This window comes from uncultured Eubacterium sp., from assembly GCF_934525195.1.
GTDB lineage: Bacteria > Bacillota > Clostridia > Oscillospirales > Acutalibacteraceae > Eubacterium_R.
On the sequence record NZ_CAKSZA010000003.1, the window covers coordinates 199,762 to 217,546 of the forward strand.

At 41.6% G+C, this 17,785-nt stretch carries 9 protein-coding genes; 4 read left to right on the top strand and 5 right to left on the bottom strand.

Annotated elements, in window-relative coordinates:
• Positions 1 to 6: 6 nt before the first annotated feature.
• The 4 genes from Q0E03_RS04530 (at position 7) to Q0E03_RS04545 (ending at position 4,420) form a co-directional block, all read left to right on the top strand.
• Positions 7 to 1,755, top strand: coding sequence for a class I adenylate-forming enzyme family protein (locus Q0E03_RS04530; RefSeq protein ID WP_297129802.1), 1,749 nt, complete (start codon positions 7 to 9; stop codon positions 1,753 to 1,755).
• Between the two features lie 220 nt (positions 1,756 to 1,975).
• Positions 1,976 to 2,662, top strand: coding sequence for a TIGR00266 family protein (locus tag Q0E03_RS04535; protein ID WP_297129803.1), 687 nt, complete (start codon positions 1,976 to 1,978; stop codon positions 2,660 to 2,662).
• A gap of 165 nt (positions 2,663 to 2,827) precedes the next feature.
• A complete protein-coding gene (locus Q0E03_RS04540; protein WP_297129804.1) occupies positions 2,828 to 3,364 on the top strand; it encodes a stage V sporulation T C-terminal domain-containing protein in 537 nt (178 codons plus the stop codon).
• Positions 3,365 to 3,532: 168 nt separating this feature from the next.
• Positions 3,533 to 4,420: a YitT family protein gene (locus tag Q0E03_RS04545; protein ID WP_297129805.1), complete on the top strand. Its 888-nt coding sequence runs from the start codon at positions 3,533 to 3,535 to the stop codon at positions 4,418 to 4,420.
• Positions 4,421 to 4,623: 203 nt separating this feature from the next.
• On the opposite strand, the gene Q0E03_RS04550 is transcribed toward Q0E03_RS04545, so the two are convergent.
• The 5 genes from Q0E03_RS04550 to Q0E03_RS04570 form a co-directional block, all read right to left on the bottom strand.
• Positions 4,624 to 6,339 carry an alpha-galactosidase gene (locus Q0E03_RS04550; RefSeq protein ID WP_297129806.1) on the bottom strand — a complete coding sequence of 572 codons (1,716 nt, stop codon included), beginning with the start codon at positions 6,337 to 6,339 and terminating at the stop codon, positions 4,624 to 4,626.
• Positions 6,336 to 7,472 (bottom strand): nucleotidyltransferase family protein, encoded by a 1,137-nt coding sequence (locus Q0E03_RS04555; protein ID WP_297129807.1) that lies wholly within the window; start codon positions 7,470 to 7,472, stop codon positions 6,336 to 6,338. Before Q0E03_RS04555 ends, Q0E03_RS04550 begins: the two co-directional genes overlap by 4 nt.
• A gap of 32 nt (positions 7,473 to 7,504) precedes the next feature.
• Positions 7,505 to 8,008: a small multi-drug export protein gene (locus Q0E03_RS04560; RefSeq protein WP_297129808.1), complete on the bottom strand. Its 504-nt coding sequence runs from the start codon at positions 8,006 to 8,008 to the stop codon at positions 7,505 to 7,507.
• 10 nt (positions 8,009 to 8,018) lie between these two features.
• Complete coding sequence (locus Q0E03_RS04565; protein ID WP_297129809.1) at positions 8,019 to 8,735, bottom strand: bis(5'-nucleosyl)-tetraphosphatase; 717 nt, start codon at positions 8,733 to 8,735, stop codon at positions 8,019 to 8,021.
• Between the two features lie 416 nt (positions 8,736 to 9,151).
• A complete protein-coding gene (locus Q0E03_RS04570; RefSeq protein WP_297129810.1) occupies positions 9,152 to 17,086 on the bottom strand; it encodes a hypothetical protein in 7,935 nt (2,644 codons plus the stop codon).
• Between the last annotated feature and the right edge of the window lie 699 nt (positions 17,087 to 17,785).

Genomic DNA, 17,785 nt, shown 5'->3' on the forward strand with positions numbered 1-17,785 from the left:
TATGCTATGAACACACCAAAAGCACCATGGCTCAAATATTTCGGAGATATGCCGGCTCATCTTAATTATCCGACAGGCTCAATGTATGAAGCAGTAAAGGAGTCTGCCGAAACAAAAAAGAAGATGAACAGCGTTGCGTATGAGTTCCAAGGTAAAAAGACCAACTACAAGCAATTTTTGAACAAGATTGAAACTCTCGGCAAGGCTTACAAAAGCATCGGTATCAACGAGGGCGATATGGTCACAGTTTGTATGCCGAACACTCCGCAGGGCGTTGACACATTCTATGCTCTTAACCGAATCGGTGCTGTTCCGGCAATGATTCACCCGCTTTCGGCAGTAGGCGAAATCGCATTTTACATCAACACAACTCAAAGCAAGGCTGTTTTAGTTCTTGATTTGTTCTACGAAAAGGTGCTTGAAGCACTCAAGCAAGTCAAATACCCTGTTAAGGTGGTTGTTGCTCACATCAAGGACGAACTTCCGTTCCCACTCAATATGCTTTATCCGCTTACGGTAAAGGATAAGCCGGCTCCGCTTCCAAAGGATAACATGAATGTAATAGACTGGCCTGATTTCATTTCAGGAGGCAAAAAGGTTACTCTTACAAACGAACTTCCAAAGGCAGAGGACACCGCTGTTATTCTTTTCTCGGGCGGTACAACAGGCACATCAAAGGGTATTCAGCTCACAAATATGAATATGAACGCACTCGCAGCACAGGTTGCGGCAAACGCAGGCTTCACAATGGAGGGACTTCGTATGTTCTCCGTTATGCCTTTGTTCCACGGCTTCGGCTTGGGTGTCGGCATTCACACAGCACTTATGGCAAGCGGAACTTGCATCATTATTCCGCAGTTCACAATCAAGACCTATGCACGAGATGTCAAGAAGTATAAGCCGAATGTTATCGTTGGTGTTCCGACACTTTATGAGGCACTTCTTCGCAGTGACGGCTTCAATTACGACCTTTCATTCCTTCGTGGTATGTTCTGCGGCGGCGACTCACTTTCTGTTGAGCTTAAAAAGAAAGTTGACAAGTTCCTCAAGGAACACAACGCAACAATTCAGGTAAGAGAGGGTTATGGCACAACAGAGTGCGTAACAGCTTCTTGCCTTACTCCGTATGATATGTACCGTGAGGGCAGCATCGGTATTCCTCTTTCTGATACATATTATGCTATTGTAAATCCAAATAACGACACCGAACTCCCATACGGCGAAGAGGGCGAAATCTGCATTTGCGGTCCGACAGTTATGAAGGGCTATCTCAACAACGCAGAAGAAACCGCTTCAACTCTCCGCAGACACGAGGACGGCAACTTGTGGCTCCACACGGGCGACCTCGGATATATGGATGAGGACGGATTTGTTTATTACAAGCAGAGAATGAAGCGTCTCATTATCGTTTCGGGCATCAATGTTTATCCGTCACAGGTTGAAAATGCGATTGATGCACATCCCGATGTTCTTCTTTCTTGCGCTGTCGGTATTCCTGACCCATACAAAATGCATGTTGTAAAGGCATTTGTTGTTCTCCGTCAGGGCGTTGAACCGTCAGACGAGATTAAGAAAGAAATCATCGAAAACTGCAAAAAGAATGTTTCTCGCTATGGTGTTCCGAGAGAAATCGAGTTCCGCACCGAACTTCCAAAAACTTTGGTAGGCAAGGTTGCATACAGAGTTCTTGAGGAAGAAGAAGCCGCAAAGTACGAAGAAAAGAAAAAAGCAGAAACCGAAGAAAATAAGCAATAAATCTGTCGCAAATATAATAATACCTACTAAGGCTCCCCTTGTTGCAAGGGGAGCTGTCGTTATTTATAACGACTGAGGGGTTAAAAGTTAAAATCTCCTCGTCATTTTTGTATTTTGCACAAAAATCAATAGGCAAATATAGAAATAACGATAATTGTATTTTGTATGGTTATGTGATAATGTATAATTAAACAGAATATAAAATAAAAGGAGGGCTTATATGAAATACGAAATCAAAGGCGGAAATTTTCCTGCCGTAGTTTGTCAGCTCGATTCGGGCGAAACAATGGTAACCGAAAGCGGCGGAATGAGTTGGATGTCGCCGAATATGAAAATGGAAACCGTGGGCGGTGGACTCGGCAAGATTTTTGGCAGAATGTTCTCAGGCGAAAGAATGTTTCAAAACAAGTACACAGCAGTTGGCGGATGCGGAGAAATTGCGTTTGCAAGCAGTTTTCCGGGTGATATTTTGGCATTGGAAATTTCACAGAACAATGAATATATCGTGCAAAAATGTGCGTTTCTCGCTTCAACAGACGGTGTTGATTTGTCTGTTTTCTTCCAAAAGAAATTGAGTTCAGGCTTTTTCGGTGGCGAGGGTTTCATAATGCAAAAACTTTCTGGCAACGGCGTTGCTTTTGTCGAAATTGACGGAGCTGCCATTGAATATGAACTTGCAGCAGGTCAGCAGATTATTGTTGACACGGGTCATGTCGTGATGATGTCAGGCTCGTGCACAATGGAAGTGCAAACCATCAAGGGCGCAAAGAACATAATTTTTGGCGGAGAGGGACTTTTCAACACGGTTGTAACCGGTCCTGGCAAGGTTGTTCTCCAAACAATGCCGACTATCAAACTTGCGGAGGCGCTCATTCCGTATCTTCCCACTCAATCATCTTCAGATTAATTTGAAAAATTAATAAAACTCTAAAAGACCGTGACGCAGGGCATTTCGCTTTGCATCACGGTCTTTTTATGTGTGCAATGCGGTTAAAATAAGAAAATCGGTATTAATTGCGATTTGTTGTACAAAATATTACAGTAAAAATGAAAATGAATTGGAGAGGTAAAAATGAAAGCAACAGGTATTGTCAGAAGAATTGACGATTTGGGCAGGATTGTTATCCCAAAGGAAATCCGCCGTTCGTTCAGAATTAAAGAGGGTGACCCGCTGGAGATTTATACGGACAGCGAGGGGGAAGTTATTTTTAAGAAGTATTCGCCGATTGGGGAGTTGTCCAATTTTGCGGGGCAGTATGCCGAGGTGCTCCACAAGGATGCTGGGATGCCTATCGTTATTACGGATAACGACCATGTTATCGCCGCTTCGGGCATCAGCAAAAGGGAAGTGCTTGAACGCAGAGTGAGCAAAAGTCTTGAGGAACTTATGGAAAATCGGCAGATTCACATCAAGACCGACAAAGTGCCGTCGATGAATGCTATTGAGGGTTTTGACCGCCGTGCGCAGATTGTTTATCCTATAATTTATGGCGGCGATGTGAGCGGTGCGGTGGCTGTTTTTGATGACGAAAACGGAGCATTGCCGAGCGAAGCAGACATAAAACTTGTGCAGGTGGCAGCTTCTTTCCTTGGCAAACAGATGGAATAACATTGTGCAATTTGCACAAAAATTTCAATCTAAGTTTGTGTATACTATCCAACACATAGAATATGATAAAATCCTCTTGCATTTTTTGAAAAGGATATTATAATAGGGTGCAAGAGAGAGGAAAGTTAGGCAAATGATTGGATTTGTCAAGATTACGAGGCGTATTCTATGAAGAAATTTGAAAAGGAAGCATATGGCTACATCAAAGATATGTTCGTTCAGCATAATATGTTCAAGCGAATTGTCTTTACGGTAATTTCAATTATCGTTATGGGCTTTGGAATTGCACTTTTCAATGTTTCCGGATTTGGTGTTGACCCCTTTACATCAATGAATATGAATATTTCCTCCACCTTGGGAATCGGCTACGGAACATTTCAGCTGATTGTCAATGCCGTAATCATCGTTTTTGTCGTGATAGTTGCTCACAGAGGACTTATCGGCGTAGGCACGGTGATAAATATGGTTGGCGTCGGTTATTGTTGCGAATTCTTCAGCGGTCTTATTTCTCCTCATGTAAGTAATAGCTTTGCGGTTCGCATCTGTCTACTTGCGGCAGGCATAATTGTTCTGTGCTTTTCCTGCTCTCTGTTTTTTGTTTCAAACATCGGCGTCGGTCCTTATGACTCGATTAGCTTTATGCTCAGTCAATTTACTCCTATACATTACAAATGGCTGCGAGTTATGACGGATTTAGCCGTGATTATAATAGGTCTTGTAGTGAGCGGAGGTTTAACCTCGCTCCTCAAGGGCGATGTTTCGGGCGTAAAGAACATCGGTATCGGCACAGTTATCACAGCCTTTATGATGGGACCGCTCGTAAACTTCTTTTCAAAGCATATCACATCAAAGATTTTGGATGTTGATTATGCCGGATTAAGCCGTGATATTGCATTCTTTATGATTAAAGGCGCAATGGTTAAGAACAGAGTTCCTGATAATTATGACCCGTCGGAGTTGAACATTGACTCTCCTGATTGTATGGTTATCACTCAAGGCAAAATTACTGAGCTGAAAAATGCAAAAGAGATTAACAACGCAACCAAGGTTGTATGATTAATTTCATCAACCTTTTAATATAGCCCCTTTTAGATTTTTATATAAATTTACTCCAAGTGCTTGCTACAAGCACGAAAAAGCGACTCTCGAATGATTCGAGGGTCGCTTTTTCTATGCAGATATTTGTTAAACCCCACCGTCTTTTTGCTGTGCAAAAATCCACCTCCCCTTAATTTTTAAGGGGAGGCTGTTAGGTTTAATTATAGATTAGAAATTCTGAAAACCTTTACATCGTGAGATGCAACGGCTGTTTTGATTGTGTCGGAGTGGAAGATTTCCTCGCTCCAAAGGTTCTTGATTTGAGCCTTGCCGATGCGTGAAATGTTGAGATATTTCTCGTCTTTAAGAGTTGAAAGGTCAAACTCGATTTCCTTTTTGTTTCTGCCCATATTGAAGAAGCAGAGAGCAATGTCGCCGTTTGAAAGCGGTCTTGCAAGAATGTCGATTGTGCCTTTTCTTGCGATACGCTTTGCAGGTTTTACAAGTGAGTCTTGGTCAACTCTGATAAGGTTTTCGTTTGTAACAATTTTGAGGATTGCGTCGTTTTTCTTTGAGCCGTTGGTGAGTTCTCTCAAATCGTTGCCCAAAACAAGCGGAGCAGCCATCATACACCACAATGTGAAGTGTGCACGGTTCTCCTCGATAGTGAGTTTGCCGTTGCCGACTTCAAGCATATCGGGGTCGTTTACATGCCCCGGAGAAGCGTTTTTGTAAAGTCTGATTGTATGGTTATAGATTAAGTAAATGCTGAACCATTTTGGCATAATATCGTGGGTCGTACGCCACATATTGCCGGCCTTTGCACCCCAAGTCCAAGGGTGGTTTGTGCCCCATTCGCAGATGGAATATGTGATTGGCTTTTGAGGTTCGCCCGAATACATTGACCAAGCGTGAGAAGCATCTTCAAGTGCCTTGCCCATTCGTCTGTACTGAATGTATGATGAATCGGCACGGGTGACAACAGGGTTTTGAAGTGTAATGATGTTTTCGCCTGGCGAAAGCTTGATGACTGTCTGAAGTCTTGCATCGGGAGTGAATGCCACACTTGGCGGGAAGAACACTTCGTTGATGTTGCCGTTGACATCAATTTGAAGATAGGTTTCTTTTTTGCTTGCAAGTTTTTTGAAATGAATTGTGAAAACATATTCTCCGCTTTGAGGAATGTCTACCTTGAATTGCGCCTTGCCTGCGCCGTGGTTCAAGAAAGCAATACCTTTTTTTGTAGGAAGTTCATTGACGGCGATTTTCTTTGCTCTGCCAAAATACTTTGCACGGTCGGGAGTGAGCTTGATTGACTCTCTTTCGCCTCTGCGGCTGATTCCCACGTATTCAATAATCGGAGTTTTACCGCTGATGTATTGGTGGTGGCAGAAGTCGTATTTGAAGAATTCTGCACCCCAAGATGCAAAAGTCTTTGCGTCAATTTCTTCGTTGCCGAGAGAAGCAGGCAAGTCCTCACAGGTGAGCGAGCCGTTAGATGCGTAAAGACCCATTTTAAGACCGAGTTGATTGATTTTTCTGCCGAGTTCTGCCATACCGCTCGGGAAAGTTTCAAGGTCGCCCTGAAGCATTCCGTTTTCATCTCTCATAGAACTTTGCCAGCAGTCGTCAATGTTGATGTATTCGTAGCCTGCGTCTGCAAGACCGGTGTCTACCATAGCTTTGCCCATTTCAAGGATAGTGTCCTCGTCAATGTGGTTGCGCAAGGTGTTCCAGCTTGACCAACCCATAATCGGCGTTTTGCTGCCGCCGTTGTAGTCCTCGTCTTTTTTGTAATCGATAGTCACTTTTGACGGCGGAAAAGCCTTCAATGCACAGAGCGGACAGTTTCCGTCTGCCTTGGTTGAGAAAAACCAAGTAATAAAACCAACAACTGCCACTGCGAGCAGTACAATCAAAATAATAAGGAAAATCATAATAATCCTATCTCCTCAAAGTAATCAATCTCTTTTTGTGCCTCTCGCTTTGTTTCATCACTGCCAAGGCCGGAGGTCGCTTCAATCAAAAAATCTTTTTTGTTTTTTAAGTTATATATAATTCTGTATATCCATCCAAACGGAAGCAAATACGGTCTGCCGTCTATAAACTTTGCATACGGAATATTTTTCATTTTTTTGTATGACGGAAAAAGAAGCGTCAGTTTTGTCATAAAACCGGTTTCGTGACCGTCCTCAATCGCTTTGCGCCTGACAACAACTGCTTTGTTGCGATTGATGTTGCCAAATGCACCGAAGCTGATCAAGAAATTTTTTGTGCTGTCGGTGTCGGCAGTGAAGCTTTTGCCCACCCCAAACCAATCGTAGCAGATTGAAAGGATGATTTGCGAAAAGCGTTTTAGTTTCAGTGCGTCCATTTTTTCAACAACAATGTCGAGGTTGGGCGACAACTGTTTGATGAACACCGCAAGGTCAAGTATCATCTTGACTCCCGCACCGTAAAACCAAAAATGGTGAGCAATGTGAGTCAGCAGATACATCAAATAGTATTCGGAATTGAATTTTCCGCAAAAATTGTCAAAACTTGCGTGATTGATTGCATCTTCAAAATAAGATTCTGCATCTGCGTTGCCGACCTTACCGCTGACAATCTTTGTGTGACATTCGAGTATTTGGTCGTTTTTGCGGTAGTTATAAACAGGACCGTTGTCCTCGGTCAATTCAAAGCCGTTGTCGACAAAAAGCTTTTTAACTTTTGGTCGGTCTTCAAGCCTTATCAGCACGTCAACATCGCCCATAAGCCTAAGCTCAGGGGACGGATAAAGTTCTTTTAACTGTGCACCTTTGAAAAATATGTGCTCAATTTTGTTTTCGGTCAGCAAGCTGTCGACCTCGTCAATAATTGCTTTTTGCATATCGTAGGTGACGATTGCATCGTAAAACGTATCTTTAAAGGCGTTATAAGCTGTTTCGTTCTTTTGAAAGGAACGATTATCTCTGATTACAGAAAAGACAATCGGGGCTAAATTGTGAGCCGTAGAGAACGAATACAGCTTGTTCCAATTAACGTTGTAATCAATATTCGGTTTTTCTTCGTTAAAATATGCTCTCAAACAGGCGAGCAAACATTTTTGTTCATTAATCATCAAAATACTGCCATATTAAAAACTTTGGACAAAATTGTCATTATCACTCCGGCAAAGAAAACACCGATGCAAATTACGCCGAAGCTCTTTTTTCTGTCAAGATTGAGCAGGGAAGCGAGAAGCGAGCCTGTCCAAGCACCTGTGCCCGGCAAAGGAATGGCAACGAAAATGAGTAATCCCCAAATGCCGTACTTGTCAATTTTGTCTCTTTTTTTCAGTGTCTTGGCTTCAAGCCAATAAATCGGTTTGTTTATTCCCGGAATTTTTTTCAGCCACTCAAAAATCTTGTTTATGAGAAGCAGAATGAACGGAATAGGTAATATGTTACCTAAAAAGCTGATAATGAAGCCTTTAAAAATATTCATTTGAAGCAGGCTGATTGCCGTGAACATACCGAGTCTGCATTCCAAAACAGGGCAGACGGATATGATGAAAACAACAAGCCAATCCGGAATACCGTGCGAAGTTAAAAATTCCTGAAACGTTGTAACAAACTCGTGCATAAAATCACCTTTAAATTATATTGTGTTCATTAAGAAAATTATATGCACCTGAGAGAATGTTTTTGTCATTTTCAAATCTAAGCAAATTCATTGCCTTGTCATAGGTCAGCCAAATATAATCTTCAATTTCTTCTTTTTGAATAACGGTTGATGTGTCTTGCGTTGTGCCGACAAAGATGGTAACCATTTTGTCAATCTTGTCGCGGATTTTGTACTTTGACACACAGCTGAATCCGTCAATCAAATTGACGTGAAGTCCTGTTTCTTCAAGCACCTCACGATATGCGGTTTCCTCCGGAGTTTCTCCCGGTTCGATATGACCCTTTGGAAAACCCCAATGAGCCGAGCGATTGTTTTTGATTAAAAGGTATCGCACTTCGCCTTTTATGTCCCTAAAAACGACTGCTCCGCAACTGCATTCGTAAAGGCATTCAAGTCTGTAAGTAGGGAAGTCTTTTTCAACATCAATGTATTCCTTGATGTCATTGATTATGAAGCGGGTACTTTTCGGCGCAACAACCCAAATATAATGATTTTTCTTCCTGTCGCACAGGATTGCGATAACCCTGCCGTCAAAATTGCGAACGGGATGATGGATGCCCATAACAAACGCATCTTGATTTTCCGTATTGTATACAGTGCCGAAATTTAATGGATAGGTGTAGCCCGCTTCGTCCGTTGAGCCGATAGGATGTTCTATCTTGACTCTAACATATTTTCCGAGCATTTTTTCACCACCGAGTATAAAGTTATATATGGGTTTATTATACATAATTTTGGCACGATATACAAGTGTTTGTGTGCAAATAATTATATTTTATGGAGGTAGAATGGTTGCCACTATTTTTTTGTATATTAAGGAGGCGTCGGAATACATGCCTTCCCTTAAATGTAAGGGGAGGTGACGAGTGCAACGAGTCGGAGGGGTTTTACTGCTTCAACCCCTCAGTCGTGCAATTCGTATGTTTAGTTCCTTTAACCCCTCAGTCAAACCTGCGGTTTGCCAGCTCCCCTTGCAACAAGGGGAGCCTTATTCGTTCGCCATAAGCGGAGGCTAAATTGTTGCAAACTAAAAGGCCATCCTCGATTGAGGATGACCTTTATGTTTTGAGTATTCAGTTGTAAGCCGTTAGTTATTAACTATTAGCCTGCGATTGACTGAAGCAACTCTACAAGGCTTTCGATAACAGGGTCAGCGTCGCCCTTGAGCATACCGAGTACCTGGTCAACTACGCCTGAGATACTGTCGCCTGCGCCGCCGAGAAGTCCGCCAACGAGAGCAACAATCTTGTCGTAGTTATCCTTGTAGTTGATTGTGTTGATGAGGTATCTGAGAACAGCGATGAGAGTTTCATCCTGGTCTGATTCAACAGCAATTCTTGTGCCGAATGTTGCAACCTGTGAAGTTGTTGAAACAACCTTACCGTGGCTTGCAAGCTGGAACCAATCAATTTCAGGGAGAACCAAGCCGAGTGGTTTACCCTTAATCTTGACTGTGCCGAGAATACCGTTGAGAAGTGATACAACGCTTTGTGAACCGATTACAGGTTCAAGTGTACCCTTAAGGTCATAAACATCAACCTTAACATTTGCCTTGATACCAATCTTGCCGAGGAGAGCATTAACATCAACGCCGAGTACATCAAGTACAACGTTTACATTAATGATTGGCTTAACTGCATTGAGAAGTGCAGAAACAGGTGTCAAGAGATTGTCAATCAACTGAAGCAAACCGTTGTTTGCAAAGAAGAGTGAAAGGTTTGGAAGAATATCTGCAAGCATTTCGATAGGTGCATTGAGGATATCCTCTACCTTATCCATAAGAGGATTGAGAATGTCGAGGAGAAGTGCGTCATATGCCTTTTCCATATCCATTCTGTAATCATACTGAGTCTTAATGTTGTATACACCGAATGCCTCAAGGAGAGGAACGATGAATGATGTGTAGCCGTTTGAGCCAGGAATGCTGAGCATATTGAAGAGGTTGAGGTTGCCGTTGTTCAAGAGAACATCAACTACACCGTAAACCGGACGAAGAACTGCAACAAGTGCATTGAGGAATGACTCTCTGTCCTTAACGCCCCACTTGAGGTCTTCTTTCTTAACATTCTTCCAGCTGCCTGCCTTAGCAATAACTCTTGCAGGCTGGCTAAATGTCTTGCCGTATCTCTTGTCTGTGAGGAGGCTTGCAACATTTGATGTTGTGAAGTCGATGTTTGTCTTAGCAAGAAGTGCTGTAAGTGAGCCCATATCGCCGAGGTCAACACCGTCAACTGCGCCGTAAAGACCTACTGCAAGAGAACTGATGATGTCGTCTTTGTATACCATATCGGTGATAAGACCGAGGAGACCGCCCTTGTCAGCAAGGAGACCGCCAACCAAGCCGTCAAGCATTGGAGCGAGCTTTCTGCAGAAGTCCTCATCCATATTACCGAATGTGAAGTCATACTTCTTTGTTACGAAGTTGCTGTAATCGAAGAATGAATCCATTGCACCGTTTTGTGTAAGGAAGTAGAATACAGCTCTTACGATATCATCCTTTGTTGCAACCTTGAGTGATGAGAATACACAGTCAAGGATGTCTTTGATTGTCTTGTTGTTCTTGATAGCGTCAATGCCACCGAGAAGCTTGTTGAGTGTTGTTGCGTTCTTGATAAGAACATCGCCAACGTATCTGAGAAGAGCAACAAACATCTTGCCCTTGTCAGCCTTAACCATCAATCTTTCGTAGTCGCCCTTACTGTTCTTTGCAGCACTGTCTGCCTTAACGATCTTGCCGTAAGAAGCGATGCTTGCGAATGAGATGTTAGGAATCTTGATGTTAATCTTGTTCTTCTTGAGAATTGACTTAACAAGAGGAATAACGATTACCTGAACATTGCAGCTTGCAAGGTCTGTCAATTTAAGGTTAAGTTTTGCGTTGATGCCGAGAGCATCTGTTACAACCTTGCCGAGTGACTTGCCTGTGATTTGCTTGATGAGCTTGTCAACATTAAGTCCGTTCTTGTCAAGAATGCCGATAAGGCCGTTTTTAGCAGTAATAGGAGCAAGGAGATTGCTTACTGCCTGAGCCAAACCGTTGCTGTCAATGAAGTATGCAAGGTTTGGAAGAACAGCTGTCAATGTGTTAGCAGGTGATTCAAGCACTCTGTTAACCAAGCCTACGATTGGGTTGAGAATGTCGATAAGAAGGTTATCCTTAGCGTCTTCATAATCAGAAAGATATTCGTCATATGTTGCAACATCTTCGCAAAGGAATGCTTCAAGAAGTGGGATAATTGCATTTTCATATCCGTTTGTGCCAAGACCGAAGCCTGACTCTGAAGCCATATCGATCAATGTTGCTGCAACGCCGTTGATGTCAAGTTTGAATGTTGAATTCTTGTCGCTTGCGTTGCTGTCGATTGTGATGATAAGAACGCCGTTCTTGATTTCAAGATAAAGTTTGCAACCGTATGGATCCTTATCTTTGATACCGCCGATTTCAGACTTCTTAACATTGATTGTCTTAACCATCTTAATGATTTCAGCCTTTGAGTTTTCGTCAAGGTTGAGGTCAAGACCCTTGCCCTCTGCAAGGAAGATTGAAAGTACGCCGTTTACAGGACGAAGAAGTGCTGCAAGAGCATTTACAAATCCTGTCTGAGCCTTTGAAGAACCATCCTTGAAGCCCCAGTTGAGTTTCTTAACATTCTTCCAGCTCTTAGCTTTCTTCAACTTAGCGGCAGCTGAAGAGTAAGTCTTGCCGTAGCTGTCATCCATAAGGATTGCAGCAACACCCTTAGGTGAAACATCAAGACCGATTGATGCAAGAAGTGCTGTGATGTCAGCCTTCTTAGCTGCATCGTAGATACCGCCGTAAACTGTTGTTGTAAGTTTTGTAAGGTTTTCGTTTGTGAAGAGCAAGCCGTTTACAACTGACGACAAGTTCTCTGCATCGAGTACGCCCAAATCCTTGAGGAGAGGGAATATATTTTGTACAAGCTTGTCGAGGTTGTCAACAGCCTCGTCAGCTTCGTTTGCTGTGATACCCTTAGGGTAAACAAATGTGTTTGTAAGCTTTCCTGCGTATTCCTTGAATGTCCAGTAAACCTCAGTTGGGCTTTGTGTTACATCAAGAATTGCGCTGAGCATAGCAAGGATTTGAGCAGGATCAAGAGTTTCAAGAAGTTTTACAAGTTCAGGAGCAGAGTCCTTAACCAAGCCGAGAATTGCAGGTGAGCTCAATGCAACATCTACAAGATAGCTGAAGATGAGGAGAAGCTTTTCACCGGCAGTGCTTGCACTTGCAAGTGCCTTCCAGTCAATGCTCTTGAGGGCAACAAGCTGACCGAGAGTCATATTGATGCTGCCAATCTTAATGTCCTTGAGAAGATTTACAATGATGTCCTTCTCAGGAAGAGCAAACTTAATTGTGAAGTTTGTTGTAATAATACCGTTTGTCTTTGAATTGAGTAATTCGCCGAGGAACTTAACGAGTGTCGGTGCGTTGAGCATTGAGCTGTTGCCAATTACATAAGCAGCACCGTCAAATACGTTTACAACGATACCCAAAGCATCATTGACAATCTTTGTAAGTGCGTTATCCTCAAGGATTTCGCCAAGTGAAGCAACAAGGTTTACAAGGAATGATGCAGGAGCTTTGTAGAACTGTGTAAGGATATTTGAAAGCGGAGTCAAAATACCCTTGATAAGTTGCTCGCTACCGTTGAGTGAGTTCCAAGTTTTGCCTGAAATAACGCCTGTTGCACCTGTGTGCTTAGCGATTGCACCGAGTACAGGCTCCAATACAGCTGAGTAAAGGTTGTCTGTATGAGTTGAGTCTGTGTATGTGTAGGTGAGTACAGCGCCCAATACAGCGGCAACTGTTGAAAGTGAGTCGCCAAGTGCATCGTAGAAGCTTGTTTTGTCACCGTTTGAGATGCCAAAGCTAATGCTCTTAACATCGCTCCAGTGCTTCTTGCCTTCAAGATCTCTTGCAGCCCATCTTGATGACATGCGAACTGAAAGTGAATCAGGTGAGTAAACGCCGTTGATAGCCGATGCAATGGTGTGATGTGGGTCACAACCTCTGAGAACACCGCTTGATGGATCGTAGAATACATAACCGATGATGTTTTCAAGCAAACGATATGTGCTGATTACAAGGTTTGAAAGGTTAGAATCTGAATATACCTTGTCGGCATCAACCTTTCCGTCCTTAGCTGTTGTATCGAATACCTTGAGATATTCATCAATTAATGTAAGCAATGAATTAGAATTCTTTTCACCAATGTAGTTTGATGCAGTTGTAAGAACGCCTGCAAGAATGTTTTCGTTTGAATTCAAAGCGAAATCATTGAGTGAAGAATTTGCAAGGAGAGATGCAAGAAGTGTATCGAGCTTTGAGAGCAACTCATTTGCTGTCTTAATGTTCTTGCTTGTTAATACTTTATCTTTGTTATACTTTTTGTTAGCCTTTGAAGAGTTAACAAGAGTTGGTTTCTTTGTTTCGGCAGGTTTTGATTCTGTCTTGTCAGAATCTGTTGAAGCTGAGCCTGATTTGTTTGGAGTCTGAGCTGCAACGCCTGCTTTGATTGATTCAATAAGAGGAATAAGACCCTTTGCTTCCTTAGTTGTCTTGTCAAAGTAAACAACGTTTGCAATGAGGAAGTAGCCTGATTCAACTGACAAGCCTGAGAAATTCTTTACGGCACGGTTCTTGAAAGTGAATGAAGCTGTGTCTTCTCTTGTAAGACCGAAGAAACCGTTGAGAATGTCTGTAATAACGCTTGTTTCGCTGATGCCGCCGATAGAATTGAGCAAGCCTGCAATCAATGGAATGTTGTATGTAAGCTTGTTATCTGTTGTCAAAGCATCGTTCAAGAAGTCGAGCAAGCCGTTAATCCATGTGCCGACCAAAGCGTTCATGAATGCATCAAGATTGTTGACAGCATTTTCTGTGTTTGCTTCTCTTGAAGCACCTGCCTTAAACTCTTCAAGACGAGCGTTAGTTGTTTGTGTAGCTGTACCGTTGCTGAAAGTCTTGCTCTTTGAGCTGAACTTTCCGCTGTAAAGGTAAGTCCAATCGGTGTTAACACCGTACTTGTTGAAGAACTTTTTGCCAAGTCTGTCAAGAAGATTTGGAAGAGCTACAGGAATGTTGTTCAAACCTGTCTGAGCAATAGCGATTTCTTTTGTTGCGTCAGCCTTTGTGTATCTGTAATCAGCGTGTGAAGAATCGTTCTTGCAATCATCAAGGTATTCATCAGCTGCTTCGTAACCGAATGAGCCAACTTCCTGAATGAGTTCATTCAAGCCTGTTGCCAATGTAGCGTCTAATTTACCGTTAGAATCCTTAACGATATCCATAATATCAAAGTTTTCTAAATATTTATCTACTATATAGAAACCTGTGATAACCTTAACATTGTCAACCAATCTTGACTTAGAATCTGTTGAATCTTCACGGATGTTTGAGAAACCGTTAGATTGCAAATAGTCGCCGTAAGTGGTGAGAGCACCGCCCTTAGCATACTTAGCCACTGCTGCAGTCTTGTAAGCATCGTTGCCTGAAAGGTAAGCAAGTGCGATAGGCAAAACTGTGTTCAAGTCGAGTGTTTTGATGATTGAACCTGCGCCAATCTTACCATTGCTGTCTCTGTTGATTTGCTTAGCGCTTGTATCTTTGCCATTTTCATCCTTAACGCTTACCAAAAGTGAAGCACCCAATGTTTCAAGAAGAGCTGACAAGCTAATCAACGGACTTGTGTGGTTAGCATCTACAGGTGCTGAAGTTCCAAGATATGTATTTTCACCGTTGATAACAGTCGGAACCAAGAATTCATCAACAACAACCATTAAAACAGGAAGAATGTTGAAAATCGTTTCAACAGGCTTGTTGTAGAGATTTAACCATAAGTCTTTAAGTACGCCTGTTTCGTTTCCTGCTGCATCCTTATACAATACGATGTCAGAGTCAACAAGTGATTTAACAAGATAACCGATACCGCTTGGGTCATTCTCGTTTAAGAGGGCGTCAAATACTTTTTCGTTAAGCAAAGTATTGAGGCTTTCAACATCAGCATAAGAACCTTGAGTAGATTCGTTGTAAGCGTTGATTACTTTTTCATTTTCCATCTTAAAGAGGAATTTGCCATCTTTGTCCTTAGCTGTATATCTATATTGGATAGAATTTTCACTGAAATGAGTTTTTATAGTCTTATAATACTCATTTTCAATACTATCATATACAGGTGACGAAATATCACCGTATTGACCTGTGACTGTAGAAAAAGCGTTGTATGTTACATAACCTGAAGCGATTTCATTAAAGAAATCAACAGGGTTAACACGAGCATCATCAGGATGTCTGAATATTGTATACTTACAAAGATTATATCTTGCATTGTTTATTGGACAAACAATGTTCTTTGCATCTTCAAAAGTTTCAGCTTTCTTTAAATTCTGATAAAAGTCGTTCAAGTCACCGTCACTCATTGAGTTTTGAGTAAGGAATTTTTTAGCTTCCGGTGACAAATCACAGTTGTTTGACTTAATAAATGTTTTAAAATCTTTAGAACTTTTAAGGTGAGGCTCTTTTGCAGCAGCCCAAAGAAGTTTGTACTGTCTTTCTGTGATTTTTGCATCGTTAATCTTCTTTTTTGCATATTCACGAGCTTCGGAATATGTGAAGTTTTTATCGTCAGCTCTTACAATCAATTCACGCTCTGCAAGAGTAGCGATGTTAATTGATTCAAATGAACTTGATGCAAATGCGTCTAATCTACCTTGTTTTTTAGCAGTTTCAAGTGTTAATGAAGTGCTGTCATCAAGCAAGTCGCCAAGACATTCAACAACAGCCTTTGTAATGTAAAAGTATTCGTTTGAACCTTCAACATAACCTGCAAATCTTTCGTCACCGTTGTCGCGGAGCTGCTTAACATAGCTCTTAACAAGTGCTTCATAGTTGTTTACAGTAAGCTTTTCATCAACGCTGCCGCCGATTCTCTTAGTGTTAAGAGGAGTGCCGCCAAGTTGAGCGAGTCTGATGTATTCTGTGGCGTTTTGGTATGTGCTTCCGTTTCTTGCTGCGGCAATACTTGTTGCAGCATAGTTGTTGGTAGGGAAAAATGTTTGAAGACCTGTTGTAAATGAATAGTAATATACAAGTGCTTCGGCAACTGTGCTGATCTTTGCAGTTGAACCTGATTTGTACAATGCGGTTTGAGCTTCAGAAATACCGTTATTGAAGTATTGGTTTTCAATCAATTCGTTGATGCTCATAGATGCGATTGAAACAGTTTCTTTAGCAACGTTCTTGAATGTGAACGCAGGAACGACGAATTCACCGATTTCTTCAAGTGACGCGCCTTTGCCAAGGAATGTCTTATCTTTCTTAACGATTGCTTTTCTGAGTGCGTCATATGCGATGTACGCATCTCTCTTTTTGGTGTTGTATCCTTCAGCGGAATCGTTCAAGAAACCGTTGAGGTAACCCATAAGAGCGTCCAATCTTTCCAAAGTCTGTGTGCAGTATTCTGCAATTTCAGGCTCAGCGTTGGACTTGTTAGCTTCACAGAAGTTGTAAAGGTCGATAAAGCTGATGTCGTTGTCACCTGCTTTAGGGTCGATTAAGTATGTGTAGTACTTACTGAATACTTCCCATTTACCTGTAGTACCTTTTGCAAGACCTGAAATTGTGCTGTGGTTGCGCAAGAAAGTTTCAAGATCTCTTGTGGCAGTTTTTGAACTGCCGGAAGGTAAACTAAGCAAACCGCTCAACAAGTCTGCAATTTGCGGGCTGGCTTTTGCCAAAACCTCTTGCAATGTGGCTGTTTGAGCCTGTTGTTTGCTCCATCCGAGGGAACTGTAAATCTTTTCGCCGTTGATTTCCATATTCAAAATGGAAGGTAGGGCGTAAGTGATTATGCCATCGATAGCGTCAAACGCATCTTTGGCTTCCGTTACATCATTCCAGTAGCTGTCGGAAGCTGCATTTTTGTCTTCCGCGAATGCGGTAAATCCGACAGAGCATGAAGTAACGATCATTACTACAGCCAAGAAAAAGCTGAGTAACTTTTTGCTCGTTTTTTTCATAATCATCTCTCCTTTTCTTTTAATGATTTTTACAGCAGACGAAATGTAAAGCAAATTGCTTGACACTGCGTAAAGCGTTTTGCTTTACAGCTGTAAGTGGAATCATAGGGACTTTTTGAGCCTTATTTTGAATTTTGGCGCAAAATACCCCTATGCACGAACAATATCCAAGATTATTTATAACAAATATAGGACACAAAGTCAATAACTTTTTACAGATTAATAACTTTTACTTAACAAACATATAGTAAAAATTCACAGTTTTTGTGACAAATCCACTCAAATTTATGTTTGAAAAATAGCCGATTTTGTGTCTAATCCGCATAAATAATCTCTTGTCCACAAGTTGTTGTGTGTACAAAAAATGTTCAAAAATTTTTGATAATTTTTTGACAAAATGTAAAAACATTGTAAACAATTTGTGAACTTTTAAGTAAATCTTACATCATAAAATACAAAAAATCAATAGAATTGCGTGATTTTCTTGCAACTTTCACAAATCGAAATATTGGGTGTTTGTGCAAATGTTACGAAAAAATTAACAAAATTTCTCCCTTTAGTATAATGTTATTAATAAGGTATCATCTTGATTTTAGTTGTTAAATGTGATTTAATATATATGCGTGAAATGGTTCATCGTGAATTAATCGTATGTTAATAATTATGTTTTCGGGGAACATCCCATTCTTTCTGTTGCGA

Coding starts and splice junctions, on each gene's coding strand:
- Q0E03_RS04535 (WP_297129803.1), top strand. CDS start 1,976: ATGAAATACGAAATCAAAGGCGGAAATTTTCCTGCCGTAGTTTGTCAG.
- Q0E03_RS04560 (WP_297129808.1), bottom strand. CDS start 8,008: ATGCACGAGTTTGTTACAACGTTTCAGGAATTTTTAACTTCGCACGGT.
- Q0E03_RS04565 (WP_297129809.1), bottom strand. CDS start 8,735: ATGCTCGGAAAATATGTTAGAGTCAAGATAGAACATCCTATCGGCTCA.
- Q0E03_RS04530 (WP_297129802.1), top strand. CDS start 7: ATGAACACACCAAAAGCACCATGGCTCAAATATTTCGGAGATATGCCG.
- Q0E03_RS04540 (WP_297129804.1), top strand. CDS start 2,828: ATGAAAGCAACAGGTATTGTCAGAAGAATTGACGATTTGGGCAGGATT.
- Q0E03_RS04550 (WP_297129806.1), bottom strand. CDS start 6,339: ATGATTTTCCTTATTATTTTGATTGTACTGCTCGCAGTGGCAGTTGTT.
- Q0E03_RS04545 (WP_297129805.1), top strand. CDS start 3,533: ATGAAGAAATTTGAAAAGGAAGCATATGGCTACATCAAAGATATGTTC.
- Q0E03_RS04570 (WP_297129810.1), bottom strand. CDS start 17,086: ATGAAAAAAACGAGCAAAAAGTTACTCAGCTTTTTCTTGGCTGTAGTA.